The sequence below is a fragment of the Paenibacillus sp. J22P59 genome, from assembly GCF_059383895.1.
Genome location: NZ_JBXENX010000002.1, coordinates 1 through 23,571, shown reverse-complemented (window position 1 = coordinate 23,571; position 23,571 = coordinate 1). Strand labels below are relative to the sequence as shown.

At 43.6% G+C, this 23,571-nt stretch carries 13 protein-coding genes; 8 read left to right on the top strand and 5 right to left on the bottom strand.

Translation table 11 applies throughout. From position 1 onward, the window contains the following. Window position 1 precedes the first annotated feature (1 nt). Window positions 2–1,327, top strand: coding sequence for a glycosyltransferase (locus AC50YO_RS03505; RefSeq protein WP_494843301.1), 1,326 nt, complete (start codon window positions 2–4; stop codon window positions 1,325–1,327). A 191-nt stretch (window positions 1,328–1,518) separates the two neighbouring features. On the opposite strand, the gene AC50YO_RS03500 is transcribed toward AC50YO_RS03505, so the two are convergent. From AC50YO_RS03500 to nagB, 3 genes are all read right to left on the bottom strand, one after another. Further along, window positions 1,519–2,985 (bottom strand): glycosyltransferase family 39 protein, encoded by a 1,467-nt coding sequence (locus AC50YO_RS03500; RefSeq protein ID WP_494843299.1) that lies wholly within the window; start codon window positions 2,983–2,985, stop codon window positions 1,519–1,521. 127 nt (window positions 2,986–3,112) lie between these two features. Next, window positions 3,113–4,294, bottom strand: a complete 1,182-nt coding sequence (gene nagA, locus AC50YO_RS03495; RefSeq protein ID WP_494843297.1) for an N-acetylglucosamine-6-phosphate deacetylase — start codon at window positions 4,292–4,294, stop codon at window positions 3,113–3,115. A gap of 1 nt (window position 4,295) precedes the next feature. Beyond that, window positions 4,296–5,021: a glucosamine-6-phosphate deaminase gene (gene nagB / locus AC50YO_RS03490; protein ID WP_494843295.1), complete on the bottom strand. Its 726-nt coding sequence runs from the start codon at window positions 5,019–5,021 to the stop codon at window positions 4,296–4,298. A 307-nt stretch (window positions 5,022–5,328) separates the two neighbouring features. Here nagB and fni point away from each other — a divergent pair, with 307 nt between their 5' ends. From fni to AC50YO_RS03475, 3 genes are all read left to right on the top strand, one after another. After that, window positions 5,329–6,405 (top strand): type 2 isopentenyl-diphosphate Delta-isomerase, encoded by a 1,077-nt coding sequence (gene fni, locus AC50YO_RS03485; protein ID WP_494843293.1) that lies wholly within the window; start codon window positions 5,329–5,331, stop codon window positions 6,403–6,405. 73 nt (window positions 6,406–6,478) lie between these two features. Next, a complete protein-coding gene (locus tag AC50YO_RS03480) occupies window positions 6,479–7,228 on the top strand; it encodes a class I SAM-dependent methyltransferase (protein WP_494843291.1) in 750 nt (249 codons plus the stop codon). Continuing rightward, complete coding sequence (locus AC50YO_RS03475; RefSeq protein WP_494843289.1) at window positions 7,225–8,220, top strand: MBL fold metallo-hydrolase; 996 nt, start codon at window positions 7,225–7,227, stop codon at window positions 8,218–8,220. Before AC50YO_RS03480 ends, AC50YO_RS03475 begins: the two co-directional genes overlap by 4 nt. A gap of 142 nt (window positions 8,221–8,362) precedes the next feature. Here the strand turns inward: AC50YO_RS03475 and AC50YO_RS03470 are convergent, their stop codons facing one another. Both AC50YO_RS03470 and AC50YO_RS03465 read right to left on the bottom strand, forming a co-directional pair. Then, the gene (locus tag AC50YO_RS03470; RefSeq protein WP_494843287.1) at window positions 8,363–9,064 is read right to left on the bottom strand and encodes a glycoside hydrolase family 25 protein; all 702 of its coding nucleotides are present in this window, start codon (window positions 9,062–9,064) and stop codon (window positions 8,363–8,365) included. A gap of 838 nt (window positions 9,065–9,902) precedes the next feature. After that, on the bottom strand, window positions 9,903–10,433 hold the full coding sequence (locus tag AC50YO_RS03465; protein WP_494843285.1) for a phosphatidylglycerophosphatase A family protein: 531 nt from the start codon (window positions 10,431–10,433) through the stop codon (window positions 9,903–9,905). A 128-nt stretch (window positions 10,434–10,561) separates the two neighbouring features. On the opposite strand from AC50YO_RS03465, the gene AC50YO_RS03460 reads away from it, so the two are divergent. From AC50YO_RS03460 to AC50YO_RS03445, 4 genes are all read left to right on the top strand, one after another. Then, the gene (locus AC50YO_RS03460; protein ID WP_494843283.1) at window positions 10,562–11,650 is read left to right on the top strand and encodes a GerMN domain-containing protein; all 1,089 of its coding nucleotides are present in this window, start codon (window positions 10,562–10,564) and stop codon (window positions 11,648–11,650) included. A 525-nt stretch (window positions 11,651–12,175) separates the two neighbouring features. Next, window positions 12,176–13,468 (top strand): MFS transporter, encoded by a 1,293-nt coding sequence (locus AC50YO_RS03455; RefSeq protein WP_494843281.1) that lies wholly within the window; start codon window positions 12,176–12,178, stop codon window positions 13,466–13,468. A gap of 57 nt (window positions 13,469–13,525) precedes the next feature. Next, window positions 13,526–21,226, top strand: coding sequence for an amino acid adenylation domain-containing protein (locus AC50YO_RS03450; protein ID WP_494843279.1), 7,701 nt, complete (start codon window positions 13,526–13,528; stop codon window positions 21,224–21,226). Between the two features lie 55 nt (window positions 21,227–21,281). Further along, window positions 21,282–23,571: non-ribosomal peptide synthetase (locus AC50YO_RS03445; protein WP_494843277.1), on the top strand; the 2,290-nt coding region annotated here is incomplete at its 3' end.

The window sequence follows — 23,571 nt, the reverse complement described above, 5'->3', positions numbered from 1 at the left end:
TATGGCACATCTCATATTGTTAACTATTGGTTCAGGAGGTGATGTGAATCCCTTCATGCAAGTGGGGCGTATTCTTAAGGAGGCAGGGCACAGTATTACCTTGATAACCCACTGCAAATACGAGCAACAGGCAAAGGAACTGGGTTTTTTATTCATTCCCTTTGACACAATAGAGGAATATCAATCCATGATGAATGAAGGGGTCATGCTTAAGATTCGTGATCCCCATGTGTTCGTTAACTATTGCAAAGCTTATGTTTTTCCGAAAATTCAATCCGTGTATCAGCAGATTGCTGCGATGTCAGACCATACTTCTGTACTTGTTAGTCATTATATGATTCATGGTATTGCCCAGATGATTTCGGAGAAGCTGAAGCTTCCTTATGTAACGCTTTTTCTTGCTCCAAGCTTTCAAGATAATGTCCTTGCTGGAAGTCTTATGTCTTACATAGCAGAGGATATGACGAAGGCTAGAGCGATAATCGGTTTGCCGCCGATTATTAATTGGGAAGAAATGATGAACTTTTATACTGCTGGAGTTGCGCTATGGCCAGAGAGCTTTGCTCAGCCAGAGGGAGGCTGGCCTGCTACAATTACGCCGACTAATTTTTTACTGCATGATAACCCAGAGCCTATGCCTGAGGAGCTTCAGAAGTGGTTTGAAGAAACGAAGCCTGTCCTGATTACGCATGGGACAACTCCGCCGATATCCAAGTCCTATTTTGAATCTTGTATTCATGCTTGTATTGAGCTTAACCAAACTGCAATCGTAGTTGCAGCCAACCGGGCCCATGTACCTGAGACTCTTCCCGCCAATATTAAGTATGTATCGTTTCTTCCATTCTCAAAGGCAATTCCGTTATCAAAAGTAATTGTGCATCATGGAGGAATAGGGACGCTTGGTCAGGCGGTGAAAGCGGGAGTGAAGCAGCTAATACTAGCTGATGGGTTCGATTGTGCCCGAAATGCAACTCATATAGAAGCTCTGGGGATGGGAAGCTACCTGCCGATATCCAAATGGAATAAAGAAGAGGTAGCTGGGGCTTTGAAGGAGCTTCTTCATCAAAATAATAAGCAGCAATGCAGCGGAACGTTAGCAGCAAGTGCTGAAACTAATATGGATATCGGCGCTATTCTCAAGAAGGTCATTGAAGAAGCGGCAACAAATGGAGTTCTTCCAGAAGCTTGTAAACTTTATTCTAGAGCCAAGATTGTTAGGGAGGCAATAGCTCACTCAAACGTCAGAGAGACTATTAAAAACCTGTCGCAAGACAAACGGAATGAGTTGCTGTTAAGGTTACGCAATAACAAAATGGCTGGAAAGTAGCGATGTAGATTCTATTGGCAACGCTGTTGAATTTAATATGAATACAGCGATAGTGTATAACTAAACAATCTACTCGTTATACTGGTCCAATTAAAAGTGTAAAGAAAAAGGCGGCATTTCGTTCAAAATTGAACGAAATGCCGCCTTTCTTAATTTGAGGCATCCTTATAGCTTATGTGAGAAGACTTCTTCTAATTCATTTTAGTGAAGCTCCCGGATTTGCCTTCACGGGCAAATAAGGTTTGGATCGTTCGATGCAGCGTATAAACACCATAGCCTTGCAAGATGATGAATACAGGAATCAAATCGAAGCGATAGCGGGATTGGATTTCTATCAACAAATGAACAGCAGCATAGCCTAGCAGGAGAATGAGGAAGAATAGCGATTGATGATTGATTCTTTCTCTGAATAGGGCAAATAAGGCGAATACACCGAATAAGGACATGGAGATATACATGGCTCTCTCTATGGCATTCAGCGACATGGCAAGCTTCGGCTTATCCATTTCCCATAAGCTCCATACAGTAGAGCCGTCTGGCGATCCCCAGAAAATAGGGATTTTCTTGATGATGAAAGCAAGTGCTGCCGGCTTATCGGCGATCCGCTCTTTAATAACCTCGAGCTCTGCCTGATCCCGTTCTTCCCCAAGCGGATACTGCAACACATAGGTGGCATCCTCCATCGACCAGCTGCCGCTGGTTGCTTGATTCATACCAACCATGAACTTCCAATAAGGCTCGCGGTTGGATAATGGATAAGGCGTAAATCCAGCATAGATGAAGGCGGAGCTGACAAGCGTCTGCACCAGATAAAAGACAGCTATAATTCCAGCTAGCTTGGCAGAAATAGCAGCCCATTGCTTGCGGTTAAGCTTGATTGCTGGAATCAAGTGAAACAATAGGACGTATACAGCAATTGCGATTAAATAGACAGTGCCTATAGGTCTCATAATATGAGCTATAGCGAAGGAAAGGCCAATGAAAATCCAGCGATATTTTGTATCTATTCCTTTGTAAATCAGCAGTGTACATCCAAGCATGAAGAAGAAAATCGACATGTGCTGATTCGTAAGAACGGACGACATAATGATATTAGGGATATAGAAAGCATAGAACAATGCTGCAATTCGGCCGGTGAATTCATTAAATACTCGTGTTGCTGAGAAATAGACTAGCAAAGCTGTTCCAATACCGAGCAATATATTGATAAGCTTCAGAATGAGGAGTGGATGATCGAATAGCCGAATAATAAGGGCTTCATACATCGTAAATCCCATTTGATAGACCCAAGCTCTGAAATATTCGTCTGCATTAAATGAAAAATTGCCCGCTGCAGCGCTTGTTGCGGCTGTATACATAAACGAAAAATCCGAACCTGGCTGGGTCGGTATAGTAAGAACCCAAATCAGTCTGGTTAGGAGAACGGAGGCTATTAACAAAATAAAAAACCATCGGCGAGTACAATAGCGATAAAGGGCATAGCCGAAGCTAATCGCAGCAGCTAAGACGACCGCTGTACCACCGACAGCTATCAATGGTGAATTTAAGAGGGAAAAGGTAGAGGTAAAGGATGAAGCAAATGTAATTAGAAAAAATAAGAAGCCCAGCACGAGAATAGCCCGCGATGAGAATAAATTGAGTTTATTAAAAAAATTCATAAATACTCCCTTCTTTACTGTAAATCTCCTACTATTCTATCGGTTTCATGACAATAAAGCTACTAGTATTAATAGTAGGCAAAAAAAATCTGCCCAATATTGGGCAGATCATTATATCAATATTTGTCTATTCGTTAATAGAGAACACTTGCTTGCCGCTAACCCAAGTTCGTTCAACTTGGTTCAATGCACGGTTAGTCAGGACGAGATCAGCTTGCTTGCCAACTGCAATCGAGCCAGTACGCTCATACAAGCCGAGCTGACGAGCAGGGTTGCCGCTAGCATATTGACTGACTTCGTTAATGGACAAATCAGTATTGTCCAGCATGTAACGAACCGCTTGAATCATCGTCAGGCTGCTTCCCGCAAGGTTGCCTTCCTCCAGACGAGCGACACCGCCTTCTACATGAACTGGAAGCCCTCCAAGATCATAGAGTCCATCTGGCATACCCGCAGCTGACATAGCATCGGAGATAAGAATAAGCTTATCTATTGGCTTGGATTTCACCAAAAGGCGGATAGCGCCTGGGGAAACATGATGACCATCGGCAATCAGCTCTGCGTAGATCCGATCATCAGACAGGACGGCACCTACAGTACCGGGCTCTCTATGATGAAGGGGACGCATGGCGTTATAAGTATGGACGGCATGCGTAAGACCAGCATCAGCAGCTTTACCCATTACGTCAAACTTGGCATCGGTATGTCCGCAAGCAGCCACAATGCCATTCTCGGCAAGCCAAGTAATGAGTTCAGTTGCGCCTTCATTCTCAGGAGCAAGCGTCAGCAATTTAATAATACCCGGGAATTGCTGGGACCACTCTTGCAGCCAATCTATTCTTGGCGGGGACAAGAAAGCAGGGTTTTGTGCACCCATCCAGTTTCGACTAATGAAAGGGCCTTCGAGATGTACGCCATAGAGGGCAGCATAAGGCATATCAGAAGCAATGTAATCAGAAGCAGCCTCAAGCACGGATTGAATCGCTTCGTGTGAAGCCGTTACTGTTGTAGCCAGCATGCCGGTTGTTCCTTGTGATGCATGGAAACGGGTAATCGTATCATAGCTGTCTCGATTCGCATCCATGAAGTCACCGCCGAATCCACCGTGAACGTGAATGTCAATGAAGCCGGGAAGCAGAAAGCCGCCTTTGCCATCTATCGTAAGCAGATTGTCAGCATCAATAGAAGAGCCGTCCTCAATAATTTGAACGATAATGCCGTTGTCGACAAGAACACTGCCTTCTATGACACGATTCTCCTGAACAATCTTTACCTGCTTGATCAGATATTGATTACCGTTGTGTTCCATATTAGCCTAACATCCTTCCCGCTTCGCGGTCGAGGAGCACGATAACACGAGGATGCGTCTGCAGCAAGGAAGCTGGAACCTCCGTCGTAATTGGTCCAGTTAACGCTTGCTTGACGATTTCTGCTTTATCCGCCCCGCGAGCCGCTAATAGTATTGTATGTGCTTTTAAAATTGAACCGACGCCCATCGTAATGGCTAATTCCGGCACCTCTTCCATGGAAGCGAAGAAACGGGCATTAGCTTCACGAGTCTCAGCCTTTAGCTTAACTACATGCGTTCCGCCTGACAATTCTTTGTCTGGCTCGTTGAAGCCGATATGTCCATTGTGGCCAAGACCCAGAAGCTGTACATCAACTTGCTGCTTCAGAAGCTTTTGGTCATATTCTGCACATTCAGCTCCAAGGTCGCTTGCCATTCCATTTGGCAGGAAGGTTTGCTCTGCCGGGATATCGATATGGGAGAATAAGTTGTCGTTCATATAATAAGCATAGCTCTGATCATTATCGGACTGCAAGCCTACATATTCATCCAGGTTATAGGTAGTAACCTCTGCGAAAGAAACTTCTTTATTATTATATTTTTCGACCATTTTGGCATAGATGCCCAGTGGTGTTGATCCTGTTGCAAGGCCCAATATAGCATTCGGCTTATTCTTTACCGTATTGACTAAAAGATCGGCTGCGAACGCATCCAGCTCCTGTGTGCTATTGAAAATTTTAATATCCATTTTGTATATCCTCCTAATTAGTTTTGCGTAGTAGATATTTGTTTGGAAGCTACGCTGTAGGTTCATCTAGTATACTTTCATTTTAAAGTAAAGTTATCAGTTTAACAATGAAAATGATTGAAATAATCAAATTAATGATTTTGCCAATCAATAATGGCTATTCACTTCTCTTCCTATTAATATCGCTCCTCTATCCTATGTTATTGCGCCTGCTTGCCTTGCCCCTCAGGCTGGCACTGCGTTATGATGGACGAAACGAAAGATTGTAGGCATACGAGTAATGCGCCTGAATCAAGGAGGACCAAGGATGAAGGCAGAACAGGTTGTACAATTAAGTGGGGACGCTTCCACAGCGAGAAGAAAAGGCGAGCATATTCGCATTTGCTTGCAAGAGGCAGTGGATGGCGAGGGCATTGCAACGGGATTGGAGCGCTACCGGTTTCGCCATAATGCTTTGCCAGAGCTGTCCTTTGACGAAATTAGTCTAGAGACGAAGTGGCTCGGTCTCAAGCTTGGAGCGCCTTTCTTAGTCAGTTCAATGACTGGGGGTACGGATGAGGCGGGGGCCATTAATCGAAGGCTTGCAGAGGCGGCTGAGCATCAGGGCTGGGCGATCGGTCTTGGATCGATGCGGGCGGTTATCGAGCAGGAGGAGCTTGCAGCATCGTTTCATATTCGCAGTGAGGCGCCAACGGTTCCTGTTATAGCGAATTTGGGTGCTGTGCAATTAAACTATGGTTTTGGCGTAGATTCCTGTCGCAAGGCGGTAGATATAGCGGAGGCCAATGCGCTTGTGCTGCACTTGAATAGTATGCAAGAGGTATTCCAGCCTGAAGGGAATACGGATTTCAGCGGGCTGCTGCCTCGTATTGAAGAGGTATGCCGCTCTCTCGACGTACCTGTCGGTGTGAAGGAGGTAGGCTGGGGGATCGATGCCGAGACAGCTGCCTCCTTATCATCGGCAGGCATATCGTTTATTGATGTTGCAGGAGCCGGCGGGACTTCTTGGAGTCAGGTGGAGAAGCATAGATCGAGCAATCCTCTACAGAAGCTTGCAGCGGAGGCATTCGCAGGCTGGGGCTTGCCGACGGCTGAGAGCATCCGCGAGGTGCGGGAAAGACTTCCTCACATGATGGTTATTGCAAGCGGAGGCTTGAAGAATGGTGTGGATGCAGCCAAGTCAATTGCTCTTGGAGCGGATCTGGCTGGATTTGGGAAAATTCTGCTTCCACGAGCGGCGAATGGCAGCAGCAACCGGTTTTCTGTCGAGCAGTTGATTGAACAGTTCCAGCGAATTGAATTCGAGCTTAGAACGGTTATGTTCGGTATTGGCTCAGCCAATGTTAGCGCTCTAAAAAATACGAATCGGCTTATTTCACTATAAAGGCTGAGCTGGTTCGCTTTTGATTATTTCTGAACGGTCTAGAGAATAGAGAGAAAAGGGGGCAGCAATCGTAATGAACAAGTGGTATGAACAAAGCTTCGGAACCGATTATATGGTTGTATATAAGCATCGCAATTGGAAGCAGGCTTACAAGGAAGTTCAACAAATGGCAAAATGGTTGGATTTGCCCCAATCGGCGAAGGTGCTGGATGTAGGATGCGGGATGGGGCGCCATGCATTGGCATTGGCTGATCTTGGCTGTCAGGTAACGGGGATCGACTTGTCGGAGGATTTGCTCCGTGAGGCGGTTAGCAAGGATGTGGAGCAGCAGGTCAAATGGGTACATGGTGATATGAGAGAGCTGCCATTTTCCTCAGGGCAATTTGATGCCACTTTTAATTTGTTCACTTCCTTTGGTTATTTTGAGCAAGAGGCGGATAATGCAAGGGTTATACATGAAATTAGAAGGATGCTGCGGCCGGGCGCGTCTTTTCTAATTGATTTTCTGAATCCGCATTATGTGGAAGAAAACCTGGTGCCACATTCGGAGCGCATTGATGCAGATACCGGTTGGACTATTGTCGAGAACCGCACGATAGAGGATGGCTGGGTGAAGAAGAAGATTTCAATTACAATGCCTGACGACTCTAAGGAAGTGAGATATTACGAGGAAAGAGTCTGCTTGTACTCGCTCCATTGGTTTGAGAAGCATTTGGAGCATGCCGGATTAGTGCTGGAGAAGGTGTTCGGGCATTATGACGGGTCAGCCTATAATGAGGAAACTTCTCCAAGGCTCATTATGATTGGAAGGGCGCCTCTATGATGATTGAAGAAACGCAAGTAGAGACGACTTTATGGAATGATGGTTGGATTCAGGTGAAGGTACCGTTGCCGTTCTCTCTGAAATGGGTGAACAGCTATCTGATTCCGGATGCGGACGGCTATACGCTGATTGATCCTGGTCTGAATACAGAGGAGAGCATTCAGGCTTGGGCTGCAGCTTTGAGAAAGCATAATATCAACATGGAGCAAATCAAACAAATTATCGTTACTCATCAGCATCCTGATCATTATGGCTTGGCAGGTTACTTTCAGGAACGTACAGATGCGCCTGTCTATATGTCGAAGCGTTCGCATGAATATACTGTGCGTTTGTGGGGAGAAGACAGTACGTTTGATGAGGAGCTGGAGGCGATGTTTACCGCCAACGGTATGCCTGCCGAGCTGACAGCTGCCATCAAGGACAATCTTGCAGGGTTTGTCGCCAAGGTCTCGCCCCAACCGACCGTGGCTTACATACAAGCAGGAGAAACTATTGAGATAGGCGGTAAAGAATGGCTCCTGATTGATGCACCTGGACATGCGTTCGGGCAATTGTGCTTATATGAGTCCTCCAATGGCTGGATGCTGTGTGGGGATCAGGTGCTTCCGCGTATTACACCTAATATCTGTCTAGTGCCGGGAGAGGAAGAAGATCCGCTTGGCATTTTCTTGAACAGCCTTGACGAGCTTCTTGGTTATGAGGTAACGATGGCTTTTCCGGGACACCGTGATCCGTTCCCAGAGTTCGCTCGAAGAATCGAAGAAGTGAAGCAGCATCATGTTCGTCGTCTGGACAAAATGGAGCAGCTGCTCACTGAGCCTCTGTCGGCGTTTGAAGTATGTGAACTGTTGTTCGGCACTCGACTGCGCGATAATCCGCATAACCTGCGATTCGCAATGTCGGAGACGCTGGCCCATTTGTATTATCTTGTCTTACGTGGACGTGTAATACGTACGAATACCGGAGAACGAGTTGAATTTGTATCGTTTTGAGGGTGATTCGGGCTACACAGGTTTTATTAATAAGGATGGGGATGTGAAGATCCCCTCTCAAGTCCAAGACAGTTATATTACAGCAAAAGGGCGACCCTGGTAGGGGTCGTCCTTTTGCTGTAACAGAAACGAAGCTTCACTTCTAAGTGATATATTTATCCCAAGCTTCCTGTGATCCTCGGAAAACATTGATATCGACATAAGCCTCAATGCCGTCTATTCTGCCGCGGTTATTATATTGCCAGAAGGTCCATTCCCGTTCATCCTGCAAGGAAGGAGATTTGACGATATCTCTGATCCATATCTCATTGTTCTCGAAAGCACCTGCAATATATTTATTATAGGTTGCATACGTCACATATAAAAGCGGCCGTTTTCCATAATGCTCTTCGAGCGTGGAGCCTAGTGCATCAAGTTCTTGCCGAATCTTCTCTACGTTATGGTCCAAGCCAATTTCGATATCAATAACAGGAGGGAGATTGTTATGATTTGCAGGAACAGTTGCTATAAAATGCTGGGCCTGTTCCAGCCCCGTACTTTGTGTCGTGAAAAAATGATAAGCACCTACAGCGAATCCACGCTTTCTTGCTTCATTCCAATTAGAAGAGAAGGTATCATCCAAGAAATCTCTTCCTTCGGTTGCTTTTATGTATACGAATTGATAATCAGCCGTATCCGCTACCTTTTTCCAATTAATATTGCCCTGATAATGAGAGACATCCAACCCCTTAACCTCGTAACCTCTGACGAAGAGATTATTGTGCCAGATCAATCCTTTATACTCAAGAATACCCAAAGCGAGCATGCAGATGCTTGCTAGTAGGAGCAGTTTTTTTCTTTTCATTTTGAACCTTCCTCCAAATATTAGGTTTTAACTAACCTCTTAAACGATGGAATGAAGGAAAAGGTTGTGTGATAATTTTGGACGCCTGATTTTCTTCTGACCGCAGCCCAGCCATTGGAGAATGAATTCGCTATTCCGAGCTGTCTATTCTAGCTGAGCTTGAGCTGTCTATAACGCTGATGCTTCTCATTTATTCATAGGAAAGGGAGCGCCGCAAGGTTCCTGCAGCTGTTCCAATCGTCGCCCTGAAAAAGGACAGGGTGCCAATAGAAAGGTTCAGCGAGAGAAGGAAGGTCATGTACAAATGAATGAACCTATTTGCTCTATTTTACTCTCCAGAAAGGTAGAAGAAGGCAACAGAGAAGTAGGGTTCACTAGTGGAGCAGCTCGGTTCCCGACTACGGCATCTAGCTTACGCTATCTTCGATTTTCGCTTAAATGAAGCTGATTTTTACGGGGAATACTTCATAGAATAGGGAAGTTCCTCATACGCACGATCTGTCGTGTAAGGGATAAACTTCTAGAGGATGTGGCGGTTTAATTCCAGAAGGAAGGTCATGTACAAATGAATGAACCTATTTGCTCTATTTTACTCTCCAGGAAAGTAGAAGAAGGCAATAGTGAAGTGAGGTTCATTAGTGGAGCAACTCGGTTCCCGACTAGGGCAACTAGCTTACGCTATCTTCGATTTTGGCTTAAATGAAGCTGATTTTTACGGGAAATACTTCAGGCTTAGAAGCTTTTATCTATAAAATACCTGAAAAGGAAAGGGCCTGTCCCAAAAATCATGAAGCTGATTTTTGGGACAGGCCCTTTTTTTGCTGTAACAGAAAATAATCTATACCTCAGACGCCGCTTCCCGCTCCGCTTGTTTGCGATGGGCAAGGCGGCTTGCTGCGGATGCGGCAATCGCTCCAACGATATCATCGAGGAACGTATGGATCGGTCCATCGTTCTTGTCATTGAGCTTCTTCAATATGCCGGGCTTCAGCTTATCAATATAGCCAAAGTTCGTAAATCCGATGCTGCCATATACGTTGACGATGGATAAAGCTAATATTTCATCACAGCCATACAAGGCTTCGTCATTGCTGATCATATCCTGCAGCGGGGCCATAAGCTTGCCTTCCTCTGCTAGAATATCAAGTTGAATGCCGGTTAATACAGCATTTTGCACTTCACGTTTGGATAACACAGCTTCAACGTTAAGGATGCATTCGGCTAATGTTAATTCTGGGTAGTAGTCCTTTTGCAAAAAATGAACAAGCTGTCCAATGGCGGTTTTGGAGACGCCTCGTTTGGTTAGCCATTCATTCGTTGCTTCTGCAACTTTGTTGCTGTTCAAGCTATATGGACTTGGATTGATCATTCATATACCCCCTTATGATTTTGTGGACAAAACAGGTCTAAAAAAGGGAAGGGCTCGTATACATAGTACTACAAATAAACAAATGTACAAAGCCGGAAGGCAATAATCGTTGGGGAGGCAAGGTAATTATGGTTCAAATGAAATGGATGCGCCGCACTGCAATCGGTGGGCTTATGGTGTTACCTATCTTAATGACAGGGTGTGGATTGTTCTCGAAGGAGACAAGCCAATCTATTGATCCCCCGCCGTCGGAGAACACGAATAACACAGGCAGCGAAACGCCGAGTACAGGAAAGATTGATGTGCCCGGGCAAGGAAATGATTCACAATTAACGGTATATTTGGAGGACGGCAAAGGATATTTGGCGCCGGTAGCACTTAAGACAAGCCTTGGTGACAATGAGACGCCTGGACAAAAAGCGCTGGAGATGATGGTCGATGGAGGCAGCTACTCCAAGCAGCTTCCTGCAGATTTTCGAGCTGTCATACCGCAAGGAACACAAGTGAAATCCTATAATGTAAACAAAGAGAAGAAGCTGGCAACCGTCGAATTCTCTGCGCCATTCAAAGACTATAATGCAACGGATGAGAGAACAATTGTTGAAGCGATCACATGGACTTTAACCGCCATGACCGGCATTGAAGGAGTAGAAATTTGGTACGAAGGCGCGAAGCTGCCGGAAATGCCAGTGGATGGATTCCCGCTGGATGAGCCGCTTACCCGTTCGGTAGGTATTAATCTGGAAGCAGCTGAGGGAGTGAACTATGCGAATTCCACACCAGTTACGCTCTACTTCTCTTCCCAAACGTCGGATAACGAGCAATATTATGTTCCGGTTACAAGATTGATTACTCGCTCGGATAAAGCTGTGCAGGGGGATACAGAAGCAGTGGCTCTTGCAGCTCTGGAGCAGCTGATCGCTGGACCGCTTAACAAGAAGGAACTGACAGGCGTTATAACCAATGATGTCAAAGTAACTAGTATCGAGCAGACCGAGGACACGGTTGCGATTGATTTGCAGGATGAGGCTTATGAAGCCGGCCAGCCTGCACCTGCGGAAATGCTGGAGGCGCTCGTCCTCTCTGTAACGGAAAATACGGGGGCAGCTAAAGTGCAAATCCGTCTGAATGGCGCAGCGAATGTTGTTGATGAGAATAATAATTCGTACAGCGAGCCGGTAGCGCGTCCGCATCATGTGAATGCGATCAAGAGCTAGAAAATAGTACCTGACCTTTTGTACATGCAGTACACCCTTTGAATAGGCATTGGAGACCCTTAGGGGGACCGATGAATTCTAAGGGTGTATTTTTTTGTGATAAGGAGGGCATTGAAGATGTATTGAAAAATCAGTATAACGTCGCATTACAATAGTGAATTCAATGCAATGACTAAAAGTAATAAGCTGAGCAGTCACCGTGATAGACTTGCCCGCAGATGGAATATCTGGATCATATATGTAGAGAAAAGCAACACATTTTCAAAAAATTAAAATTACTTTTTTGAACTTTTATTACGAAAAATATATAAAGAAACCTTCAATTATATTATTTAATTATTACTGGATTTTTATACGTCAATAGGATAATATGGGTATATTATACTGGGAATTTGCGGTTTATGTTGCTATCTGTAACTATCTGGCGAATTAATCAGGTCATCATAGAAGCAGTTTTTAGTTCGTTTTTTTGAAATCCAGTTTGATAAATATGTTCTATATTTCGAATCTATCTGGGAGGGTTATATGAGTGCTAATGTACAATCGATGCAAGTAAAACTACAGGAAAGAGATTTCAAAAAGAAAGAGCAGAAGAATATTGTATACTATCTCATTGCTCGCTTCATATCTCTGTTTGGGACGAGTATTTACAATTTTGCAATCAGTTTTTACATTCTGAAACTGACAGGTTCCGGTCTTAGTTTTGCTTTAACCTTAGCCCTTGGAACGATTCCTGCTGTGATTTGTGGGCCGATTTCCGGAGTCGTATCAGATAGGGTCAACCGTAAACACTTGATCATTTTGATGGATTTATTAAGTGGTGCATTATTGTTGGGAATGCTATTTCTTACTTTTGTAGATGGACTTAGTGTTACTTATATTTATATAGCAACTGTGCTGCTTGCAGTCTGTCATACATTCTTTGATACCCCTATGGGTGCCTCGATTCCCAATATTGTGGACGGGAATACACTTCCTAAGATCAATTCATTGAATGAAGCTGTAACCTCTATTACAACGATGGCAGGACCTTTTCTTGGAGGTATCGTTTTTGTTTTTATAGATATCCGTATGTTCTTGTTATTAAATGCGCTCAGTTTTCTTTTATCAGCTATAGGGATGAGTTTAGTTGATTTCCGTTTGAATTTAACAGAAATTTTGGACGAAAACGTGCCTAAAGTGAGAGGAATCTTGGCAGAGATTAGAGGTAGTATCGATTTTATTTTGGGGAAACGTTGGATGGTCGTTTTACTTATTTTTTTTATTTTTTTAAACTTCTTTACTACTTTTGGTCTTGCCATCCCCATCCCCTATATCGTAAACGAAGTGTTTCAATTATCCTCTGTACAATTCGGTATTATTGAGGCGATGTTCCCTTTAGGTATGCTAGTAGGATCGATTGTTTACTCAATAAAACCAGGTACAGGCAGCCATTTCAAAAAAATGATTTTTTTCTTCGTAATTGTAGACTTGGGAGTTACGCTGATCGGCCTTACTGCGTACAACCCATTTTTTGAATTTACCCCAACAGTGAACTGCTCACTGTTAGCTATTCTTTTTTTTCTGGTGTCATTTTCCGTGCCATTTATTATGATCCCCATAAATATTCTTCTTCAAACTCTTGTACCTGACAACATGAGAGGAAAAGTGTTCGGTCTTTTGGGAACGGTAGCAACGCTTTTAATTCCAGTCGCAAGCATTATGTCGGGCATACTTCTTGATATTATCTCGGCTTATATACTACCTCTATTTTCAGGAGTCATACTTTTCGTTATAACCATTTTTATGTTTGCTAGTAAAGAACTTCGTAAGCTCTGAGTTGATAGAACAGTAGTATTGGGGAGCTGATGAAAGATATTTTTAGGAGGATTTTGCATGATAGTTGAATGTTTTGAAGAGCAGGTTAGATTAAGGCCCAATCAACTGGCGGTAATTACTGAGAAGGAATCTTATACATATGGTGATCTAAACCGTAAAGCCAATGTGATTGCTCGAGCAATTCGTAGTATAGGGGGAGAGATTCAGGCTTCTGAGCATAAGGCTGTTTTATTGTTTGAACATGGATCTGATATGATTGCCGCGATGCTGGGAGCATTAAAGGCGGGGGTACTTTATGTTCCGATTGATCCTAGTTATCCCGAACAACGAGCTCAATACATTGTAGAAGATGCGGAAGCGAATTTAATAATTACAAATGATGAGAATATTCAACTCGCTCACCGATTGAAGAAGAAAACCAGCCATATCAATGTTGTGAATTGTAGTGAGTTGCAGACAGGAACGAATGAAGAGAATCTGTTGCTACCAGTACAGCAGGACAGATTAGCCTACATTTTGTATACGTCTGGATCTACAGGGGTTCCCAAAGGTGTAATGCAGACACAACAAAATATATTGCATTTTGTCCAAGCTTATATCGATTGTTTGCAAATAGCGGAGAAAGATCGACTTACGCTATTTTCTTCTTACTGCCACGATGCTGCTGTAATGGATATATATAGCGCATTATTAAGCGGGGCTACTCTATATCCAAAAGATATACGTAAAAGGAATCATGATGAGGATTTGTCTGAATGGCTAGTAGAGAACAAGATTACAATTTGGCATTCCGTACCGACCTTGTTTAGGTATTTCATGAATTCAATGAAGCATAATTTCGAATCCCCTCATCTTCGTTTAATCGTTCTTGGTGGAGAAATTGTACTGCCTTATGATATCGAAGAATATAGGAAGAAATTTCTTAATGCTTCTATGTATAATCTGTATGGACAAACCGAGTCATCTTATAATGCGGGGCTATGGATCACGCAGGAGAGTTCAAATGATACGATTTCCTTGGGAGACGTCGTTGAAGAAACTGAGATTGTTCTGTTAAGTGAGCAAGGAGAAAGAACTAGGGAAATAGAGACCGGTGAGATAGCAATTGTGTCGCGGTACTTGTCACCAGGTTATTGGAAGGATGAGGAACGGACCAAGTTAGTTTTCTTTGAAACGACTGAACAACGGAGCATATATCACACTGGCGATATGGGACGGAAACTGCCAGACGGACGAATTGAGTTTATGGGGAGAAAAGATTTTCAGGTAAAAGTCCGAGGATACCGTGTGGAGCTCGGTGAGATCGAAAGTGCCTTGCTACGTATGGAAGGAATTAAGGATGCAGTGGTACTCGTTAATGAGGATCACAAAACGGGTGTACAACTAGTTGCTTATATCGTTTGTGAAACAGAAACTTCTGATCAATTTCTTAGAGAAGAGCTGAATGATAGGTTGCCGCAATATATGGTACCATCGCAATTCATACACGTTGAGAGTATCCCGCTCACGACGACAGGAAAGACGGATCGGAAGGCTTTGAAAGATCAACAAGAAACGTCTGGGCTTTATCATATTGCTCCCCAAAACCCTATACAGGAAGAGCTTTTCCGCATTTGGAGTAGGATTTTCGATAATGAAGAAATCGGTATCCGGGATGACTTCTTTCACTTAGGAGGCCATTCATTAACAGCGATGCTCATGGCAACAGCTATTCAGAATAGCTTCGAGAAGGGCGTCTCTGTTATCGATATTTTTCGAAGGTCTACTATTGAGAACCTGGCGGAGTTGATAGGAGAATCTTACGAAAAGGACACCCTGTCTCTTTTGGATAGAGAAATTCTTCAGGTACAAACTTCTGAATATTATCCTGCTTCTCCCGTTCAGCAGAGACTGTATGCGATACAGTATTCCAACAAAGAAAGCACAGAATACAACGAAACTAAAGCTTACGTCATACAGGGTAGCTTGGATAAGGCAAGATGGGAGTGTGCCTTTACGAAGCTGATTCAACGACATGAGTCGCTGCGTACAACATTTCATATTAAGAATGATGATATCGTTCAACGAATTAATGAAACATTCTCAGCAAAGGTGTCGTTGTCTACAGTCGAATACAATAAGGACAACGACGAGAGCAGGCTAGATGAGTTGATTCTACATTTCGTCAGGCCCTTTGATTTGGAAGAAGGGCCATTGATTCGTGCCACAGTTACAGAGGTGGAGAACAACGCCTTTTTGTTAGTGGTAGATATGCATCATATTATCGCGGATGGAGAATCAACTTCCATTCTGATTAAAGATCTGTTCAAGCTTTATAACGGAGAGGTTCTGCCAGGATTAGGACTCACCTATAAGGATTACGCAAATTGGCATAGAGATATTCATCTCAACGGCGCCATAGAGAAGCAAAAAGAGTATTGGCTTGAACAATTTACCGGTGATATTCCCGTGCTTAATATGCCTATAGATTACAAGCGATCTCCTGCTAGAAATTCTGAGGGGCTAACTCTTTCGTTTGAATTGGACGAAACGCTATCCCGAGAGATTCGTTCCCGTTGCGCACTGACAGGTACGACAGTATATCAATGGTTATCGGCATGTTTTTATATTCTGCTCGCCAAGTATAGCGGTCAGGAAGATATGATTATAGGGACACCGATACTCGGACGAAATCATCCAGAATTGTCGCAGACAGTAGGTATGTTCGTGGGAACACTCGCTCTACGGAATATGCCGAATGCTACAAAAACGTTTCGAGAGTTCTTGAAAGAGGTTAAGGACAATGCGCTAGCAGCGTTTCAGCATCAGGAGTACGATTTTGGAGAGCTGGTTGAGGCTCTGGGAGTAACGTCCGTCCCAGGACGCAATGCATTATTTGATATCTTTTTCACGGTGCAGCACTTTGATAAGCCGTTCTTTTCTGATGATAAATGGACCATAACTGAATATCCGGTGAAGAAAAAAGAGGCTAAATTCGATTTAACGGTTGTTGTTTATGATGGAGAAGAGATATTAAAGGGTGTTGTGGAATATAGAACGGATTTATTTCGAGCAGATACTGTGGATAGGCTAGTTAGACATTATAAAAAAATATTGGAAGCGGTTGTTAGCAACGAGGATACAACCATTGCTGACATTGAGTGGATGACCAGAGAAGAAGTCAGCCAAATTATTAGTGTATTTAACGACACACGAAGGGAATATCCAAGAAATAAAACGGTGCACGAGTTGTTTGAGGAGATAGCGGTCCGTGCAGGTGATCACTTTGCTGTTATTACGGGCGATATGAAGCTGAGCTATAGGGAGTTGAATGAGAAGGCTAATTCACTTGCGCATGTCTTAAGAAGTTACGGTGTGAAGAGAGATGTGATTGTACCGATACTCTGCGACAGGAGCGTAGATACAATCGTCGCTATGGTGGCAGTGATCAAAGCAGGTGGAGCTTACCTTCCTATCGATGAGGAGTATCCAGAAGCTCGAATTCGCTATCTATTGAATGACAGTGGAGGAACGGTGCTAATCGGCAGAGGTCAACGTTTGCAGGCATTTGAAGGAATATCGTTTCTAATCGACTTTAATACGTCAGATCTGTGGTTGGAGAACAGAGAAAACCTCGAGCAAACTGTCTCTTCTGAAGATATGGCTTATGTGATTTATACTTCCGGTACGACAGGAAATCCAAAAGGCGTATGCATAACACATCGGTCACTAGTGAAGATGGTTATTAATACCGATTATATCTCTCTTGAGCAAGGAGACCGTCTGATGCAATCAGGTTCTCTATCATTTGATGCATCTATTCAACAAATTTGGCTCGCCCTATTGCATGGTATTCCTCTTTACATAGAAAAAAAGGAACTAATGCTAGAGATTGATCAGCTTAATCAATACTTAGAAAGAAATCAAATTACTCATATGGTTTTTCCAACGACTCTCTTTAACCAGTTGAGTCAGGAGCGAGTTGAGGTATTTGCGCATCTTAAGCATATACTTGTCGGTGGTGATGTGATCTCGAGTCGACAGGTTTCCCGTGTTCTTCACGAATATCCTGATCTTCGAATTGTTAATGGTTATGGTCCAACGGAAAATACAGTCATCTCTACCGCTTATCTTATGACCGGGGCTTGGGATGAGCAGCACGCCATTCCTATTGGCAAGCCAGTCAGTAACTCGACTGTTTATATTATGGATAAGTATGCAAAATTACTACCGGTGGGGGTACCGGGTGAATTATGCGTCGGTGGAGACGGAGTGGCCCGGGGTTACTGGAATCAGACAGAGTTGACGAGAGAGAAGTTTATGGAGAATCCGTATATATCGGGAGATCGCTTGTATAAAACAGGTGATTTGGCCCGCTGGCTTCCAGACGGAAATCTGGAGTTCATGGGTCGGATTGACCACCAGGTAAAGATCCGCGGATATCGTGTAGAGATAAGCGAGATCGAGAAGCAATTGGAAGCATATCAAGGCGTAAAAGAAGCTGTTGTTATTGAGCATAAACGCAGTGAAGGGGATAGTTGCCTATGGGGGTATTGGGTTCCCGAAGCCATAAGCAATCCGCTTGATATCGATTTGAGAGCAATACTTCATCAGGTTCTTCCTGACTATATGGTACCCGTTTCTATAATGATGCTAGAAAGAATGCCGCTTACGCCGAATGGAAAGATTGATAAACGTGCCCTCCCTGAGCCAGAAATGTTGGAAAGCGAGGCAATCACGCTGCCAAGGACAGATACCGAGGAAAAGATATCGGTAGTGTGGTGTGAAGTACTTGGCTTGAAAGCAGTAGGGATTCATGACAGCTTCTTCGATATCGGAGGGGATTCTATTAAATCCATACAAATTGTTTCAAGATTGAGACAGTATGGAATTCAGCTGGAAGTAAAAGAGATCATGCAATACAGAACGATTGCTGAAATCGCAAAGCGTGCGAGGAGAAATATACTCATACATCCGCAGGAGGCTGTGGAAGGTTATATAGAGCTTACCCCAATTATGCAATGGCTGGCGCAGACTGATGAGGATGTATTCAATCATTTTAATCAGTCTATGATGCTTTTTGCACAAGAAGGATTCGAAGAAATTATCATTCGAGATGTACTAGAGAAAATGATCGTTCATCATGATACCTTGCGGATGGTCATGAACTACGGTATTAAACCTACTGTTTTCAATCGTGGAACTGAGCTGGAACGGCTTAGTTTGGAACGGGTAGACTTTTCGGAATCGTTAGACGATGCGTTGGAATTCGAGTTGGAGCGGGAGGCGCAGCGACTACAGGAGTCTATTTCTTTACAAGAGGGTCCATTAATTAAGATGGGCTTGTTTCATACACGAAAAGGAGATCATCTCCTATTTGTGATTCATCATCTTGCTGTTGATGGGGTATCATGGAGAATTTTACTCGAAGACTTCCTGCAAGGATACCAATCTGCAAGGTTAGGTCAGGAGATTCTGTTTCCTGAGAAAACATCATCATTTCAGTTATGGGCTAGAAAGTTAAAGGAATATGCTCATAGTAAACGTTGCTTGAAGGAACTTGGATATTGGCAGCAAGTAGCGGAGGAAAGCCGCCAGATAGTGCTTGATAGGTCGGTTGAAGAGCGTAGCCTCCAGAAGCATATGATTCACCGAACGATAATATTAGACAGTGGGCTCACGATTAAGTTGCTTAATGAGAGCAACAAGGCGTACCGTACTGAAATTAACGATCTGCTTCTTTCAGCTCTTGGACTTGCAGTAAAAGAATGGAACGGCCAGACAAAGCTGACGATTATGCTGGAAGGCCACGGAAGAGAAGATATTGGTGCTGGGATTGATGTGAACCGAACGGTGGGGTGGTTCACGAGTGTATATCCCGTCTTATTGGATATGCGGGATGTCGATTTAGATATGACAATCAGAAGAACGAAAGAAATTCTAAGAAAAGTGCCGAATAAAGGGATCGGTTATGGTGCGCTCTCTTATATGACGGATGAAGGGTATAAACAAGGGCTCGATCTAACTGTACAAGCTGACATCAGCTTCAATTATCTAGGTCAGTTTGATCAGGACATGAATCGCGAAGATATTAGCTACTCCAAGCTTCCCAAGGGAAACGAAATGCACATGGATTTTGCTATGAATCAGGGCATTCAGATCAATGCTAGGGTGGAGTTCGGACAACTCATCGTGAAGATTGAATGTAATGGAGAACGGTATGCGAAGGATGCTGTCGATACTCTTGCCCTAGTATTCCAGAGCAAGCTAGAGGAAGTCATCACTGTCTGTACGGAGAAAAAAGAGACAGAACTTACTCCTTCAGATTACGGGTCTCACGATTATTTTCTAGAAGATCTTCAGGAAATTCGTGAAGAAATCGCAGAACGATATGGAAACTCTGCTGTCATTCGTAAAATCAATCGACTTGCTCCTATGCAGGAAGGAATTCTGTTTACTTATCTTAATCATCCGGAGTCGACAGCGTATGTTATCCAAATACCAATGAAAATCGAAGGGGATTTTAATCTAAATCAACTAGAGGCAGCGGTAGAACAACTTATCAACCGTCATGATGCTTTACGAACAGTAATATTTGATCATTGGAAGCATCCTTCTCAGATTGTGCTGGATGGTTTAGTAAACCCTATAGTTTGTGAAGACTACTCAGCGCTTCCAGATCGGGAAGAAGCTTATGAGGCATATAAAAGGAGACTGGTCCGAAAAGGCTTCAAACTGCTCAAGGAGCCTTTATTCAAAGTGAATGTTGTTCAGATGGGAAGCGAGAGCCTGCGTTTGCTATTAACTGTTCATCATATTTTGGTTGACGGATGGTCCATTGCTATTTTGTTACGGGAGCTCTTTGTCTTGTACCGCAGCCTGTCTGAAGGTGAGATTGTACAGCCTACTTTATACAATAAAAATGAGCATATCCAATGGCTAGAGGAGCAGGATCTCGAAGAAGGTCTGAACTATTGGAGAAAGTATTTAGAGGGCTATAATACGGCGGCTATATTGCGGTCTCAGGAAATAGAGAGTAAGTACTATAAGGATTCTGTATGCTCGTGGAAGCTAAGTTCAGCGTTGACGGAGAGGCTGGATAGTCTAGCCAGACGTTGCCAGGTGACGATGAATATTGTCTGTCAGGCTGCTTGGGGACTGTGGCTCCAGAAGTATAACGATCATAGCGATGTTGTGTTTGGTTCAGTCGTGTCAGGAAGACCTCCAGAAATCGAAGGTATTGAAAGTATGGTTGGTCTGTTCATTAATACAATACCTATTCGGATGCAATGTGAGAATGGGCTTACAGTGGAAGAGCTATTAGTTGGTTTACAGGAATCGGGCCAGAAATCGAAGCCTTATGAATTTGTGCCTTTGGCCCAAATACAGAAGGATAGCGTTCTAAAGCAAGATTTAATTCAGACGCTAATTGTGTTTGAGAATTATCCACTAGAGGAGGATGAGAAATCAACTTCTCAGTTCCGTGTTGTAATGGAGAATTCCAGAGAACAGACGCATTATGACTTAAATGTTGCTTTTTCGATGAAGGATAGTTTGGGTGTAGATCTTCTTTACAATGAAAATTGTTATTCGGAGACTGCTATCAATAAAATTTCTGTTCAGCTTACCCTCATTTTGGAACAGATTGCGGATAATAGTTCGGTTTCTGTAGACGAGATTTCTTTGATTACGAAGCAAGAGAGAGAAAAGCTCCAGATGGGTATCAAGCGGAGTAAGCAACATCTAGAGAAGGTCGTCGATTTAAACTTTAATTTCTAGATTCAAGCAAAGTACAGTATTAATCCATAATCATAGCAGATAAACGGAGGTTTCTATGAAGTACAGTCTGAGCGAGTTGAGTTTCCTAGATGGGTGGAAGGAATTTAAAAGTTTCTGGACAGAACGGCTTGAGGATGTGTCTTTTGAACAGATTATTCCTTGCGATGAGCATCATCCTGCCGGTTATGAGCGTGCTGTTGTAAGCATAGAAATTGATGCTGCGTTATGCCAGAAAATACAGAAGATTAGTGGTGCGAATGATTTATTAACTTGCATTATTTTAATGTCGGCTCTTCATATACAAATGTATCGTTACACAGGGGAGAAAAGTGTTATTAACATTCTTCCCTATATGGATGAAACGGAGGAAGAGGAAAGAGTAGTAGCTAATGACCGACTGCCGTTCGTCCTGAGGCTAGATGGGGATATGGCCATGAATGAAGTACTTGGTCTATGTAAAAATGAATTGATAGAGCTTTATCAGCATCAGTATTACCCCTTAGAGGAATTAAATGGGAAAGAGGAGAAGGGGTTGTTTAGCTTCTGTATGCGGAACATGAATGATCCCTTGGCAATAGCGAAATTTACAGATACGGATAACAGCCAAATTCATGTTATTGTCGAACGAACGGATGAGTTGATTTCCGTAGAGATGATCTATAATGCGAAAGCTTATTATAAGAGCACGGTAGAAGCTCTATTGGGCACTTACTTGCAGGTTGTGGAGAATATGATCAGCGATTTAAAAGAGCGAGTAAGCAGCCTCGAAGTGGTATCGAGAGAGGAGCAAGTTCAACTGCTGCAAGCTTTTAATGATACAAAGCGCGAATATCCCAGATCTTCAACGATTCAGGAACTATTCGAGAAGATTGTCTCCCAGGCGGGTGAACGAATTGCAGTGGTTTCGGGGGGACGGGAGCTCCGATATCATGAATTAAATGAGAGGGCCAATGCATTGGCTCATGTTTTGAGAAGCAATGGCGTGATGCGAGACGGAATCGTACCTATTCTGTGCGATAGGTCTGTTGATTCAATTGTCAGCATGATCGCTGTCATCAAGGCTGGTGGCGCTTATCTGCCTCTTGATGAAGAGTATCCAGAAGGTCGTATTCGATATTTGTTACATGACAGCGGAAGTACGGTATTAATAGGTAAAAAGGAGCTTATAGGTCGTCTGGGTCTTGATCGGCTTGATATTCGAATAATTGATCCATGTGATGCGAGTCTTGAGCAGGAATCTACGAAAAATCCAGTTTGTGTAAATAGACCAGAGGACTTGGCATACGTCATTTACACTTCAGGGACGACTGGAAACCCTAAAGGGGTATGTCTCGAGCAGTATTCTCTCATTAAAATGACGGTTAATACAAGTTATATCAATTTGGGAACCGGGGATAGGCTCCTTCAGTCGGGCTCTCTTTCTTTTGATGCTTCTATACAGCAAATTTGGCTTTCACTTCTTCACGGGATCCCACTACATATTGAGAATAAGGAACTAATGTTGGATCTTGATCGACTGGAGTCTTACATCCAAAGGAATGGGATAACGCATATTATTTTTCCGACAACCCTCTTCAATCAGCTAAGCCAGGAGCGTATTGAAGCATTTGAAGGGATTAAATACGTTATCGCAGGCGGAGATGTTATTTCGAGTCGGCAGGTCAGTCGTTTGCTCCAGAGGTATAAGGGGATGAATATCGTCAATGGGTATGGTCCTACGGAGAATACCGTTATTTCTACAGCCTTTAGTATGACGGGAGAATGGGACGAGACTAAGAGCGTTCCGATCGGTAAGCCTGTCAGCAATTCGACATGTTACGTTATGGATAAGCAGGGAAGATTGCTTCCGATTGGCATGCCGGGTGAACTATGTCTAGGTGGAGACGGTATAGCCAGAGGCTATTTGAACCGAGAAGAACTGACGCGCGAGAAGTTTGTAGATAATCCGTATGTACCGGGTGAACGCTTGTACAAGACAGGGGATCTGGTGCGCTGGCTTCCGGATGGAAATCTTGAATTTCTGGGACGGATCGACCAACAGGTTAAAATACGTGGTTATCGGGTGGAACTTGGTGAGATTGAGAAACAGCTTGAAGGTATTCCTGGTGTTAAAGAGGCGGTGGTTGTAGAGCACAGGCGGGAATCCAATGACAGCTATCTCTGCGGTTACATCGTGAAGGAAGAGGGAGCGGAGCTGACCACCCTGCAGATTAGGGAATGTCTGGCACTGACCCTACCGGACTATATGATACCAGCGTATTTCATGCTGATGATGGAGCTGCCGCTTACACCAAACGGAAAAATCGATAAAAAAGCGCTGCCTGAGCCTTCTTTACAGCAGGAAG

Bases quoted from the DNA above. Each gene is read 5' to 3' on its own strand.
- AC50YO_RS03475 (WP_494843289.1), top strand. From the start codon at position 7,225: ATGATGATTGAAGAAACGCAAGTAGAGACGACTTTATGGAATGATGGT.
- AC50YO_RS03500 (WP_494843299.1), bottom strand. From the start codon at position 2,985: ATGAATTTTTTTAATAAACTCAATTTATTCTCATCGCGGGCTATTCTC.
- nagA (WP_494843297.1), bottom strand. From the start codon at position 4,294: ATGGAACACAACGGTAATCAATATCTGATCAAGCAGGTAAAGATTGTT.
- AC50YO_RS03455 (WP_494843281.1), top strand. From the start codon at position 12,176: ATGAGTGCTAATGTACAATCGATGCAAGTAAAACTACAGGAAAGAGAT.
- AC50YO_RS03480 (WP_494843291.1), top strand. From the start codon at position 6,479: ATGAACAAGTGGTATGAACAAAGCTTCGGAACCGATTATATGGTTGTA.
- AC50YO_RS03505 (WP_494843301.1), top strand. From the start codon at position 2: ATGGCACATCTCATATTGTTAACTATTGGTTCAGGAGGTGATGTGAAT.
- AC50YO_RS03450 (WP_494843279.1), top strand. From the start codon at position 13,526: ATGATAGTTGAATGTTTTGAAGAGCAGGTTAGATTAAGGCCCAATCAA.
- nagB (WP_494843295.1), bottom strand. From the start codon at position 5,021: ATGGATATTAAAATTTTCAATAGCACACAGGAGCTGGATGCGTTCGCA.
- AC50YO_RS03465 (WP_494843285.1), bottom strand. From the start codon at position 10,433: ATGATCAATCCAAGTCCATATAGCTTGAACAGCAACAAAGTTGCAGAA.
- fni (WP_494843293.1), top strand. From the start codon at position 5,329: ATGAAGGCAGAACAGGTTGTACAATTAAGTGGGGACGCTTCCACAGCG.
- AC50YO_RS03460 (WP_494843283.1), top strand. From the start codon at position 10,562: ATGGTTCAAATGAAATGGATGCGCCGCACTGCAATCGGTGGGCTTATG.
- AC50YO_RS03470 (WP_494843287.1), bottom strand. From the start codon at position 9,064: ATGAAAAGAAAAAAACTGCTCCTACTAGCAAGCATCTGCATGCTCGCT.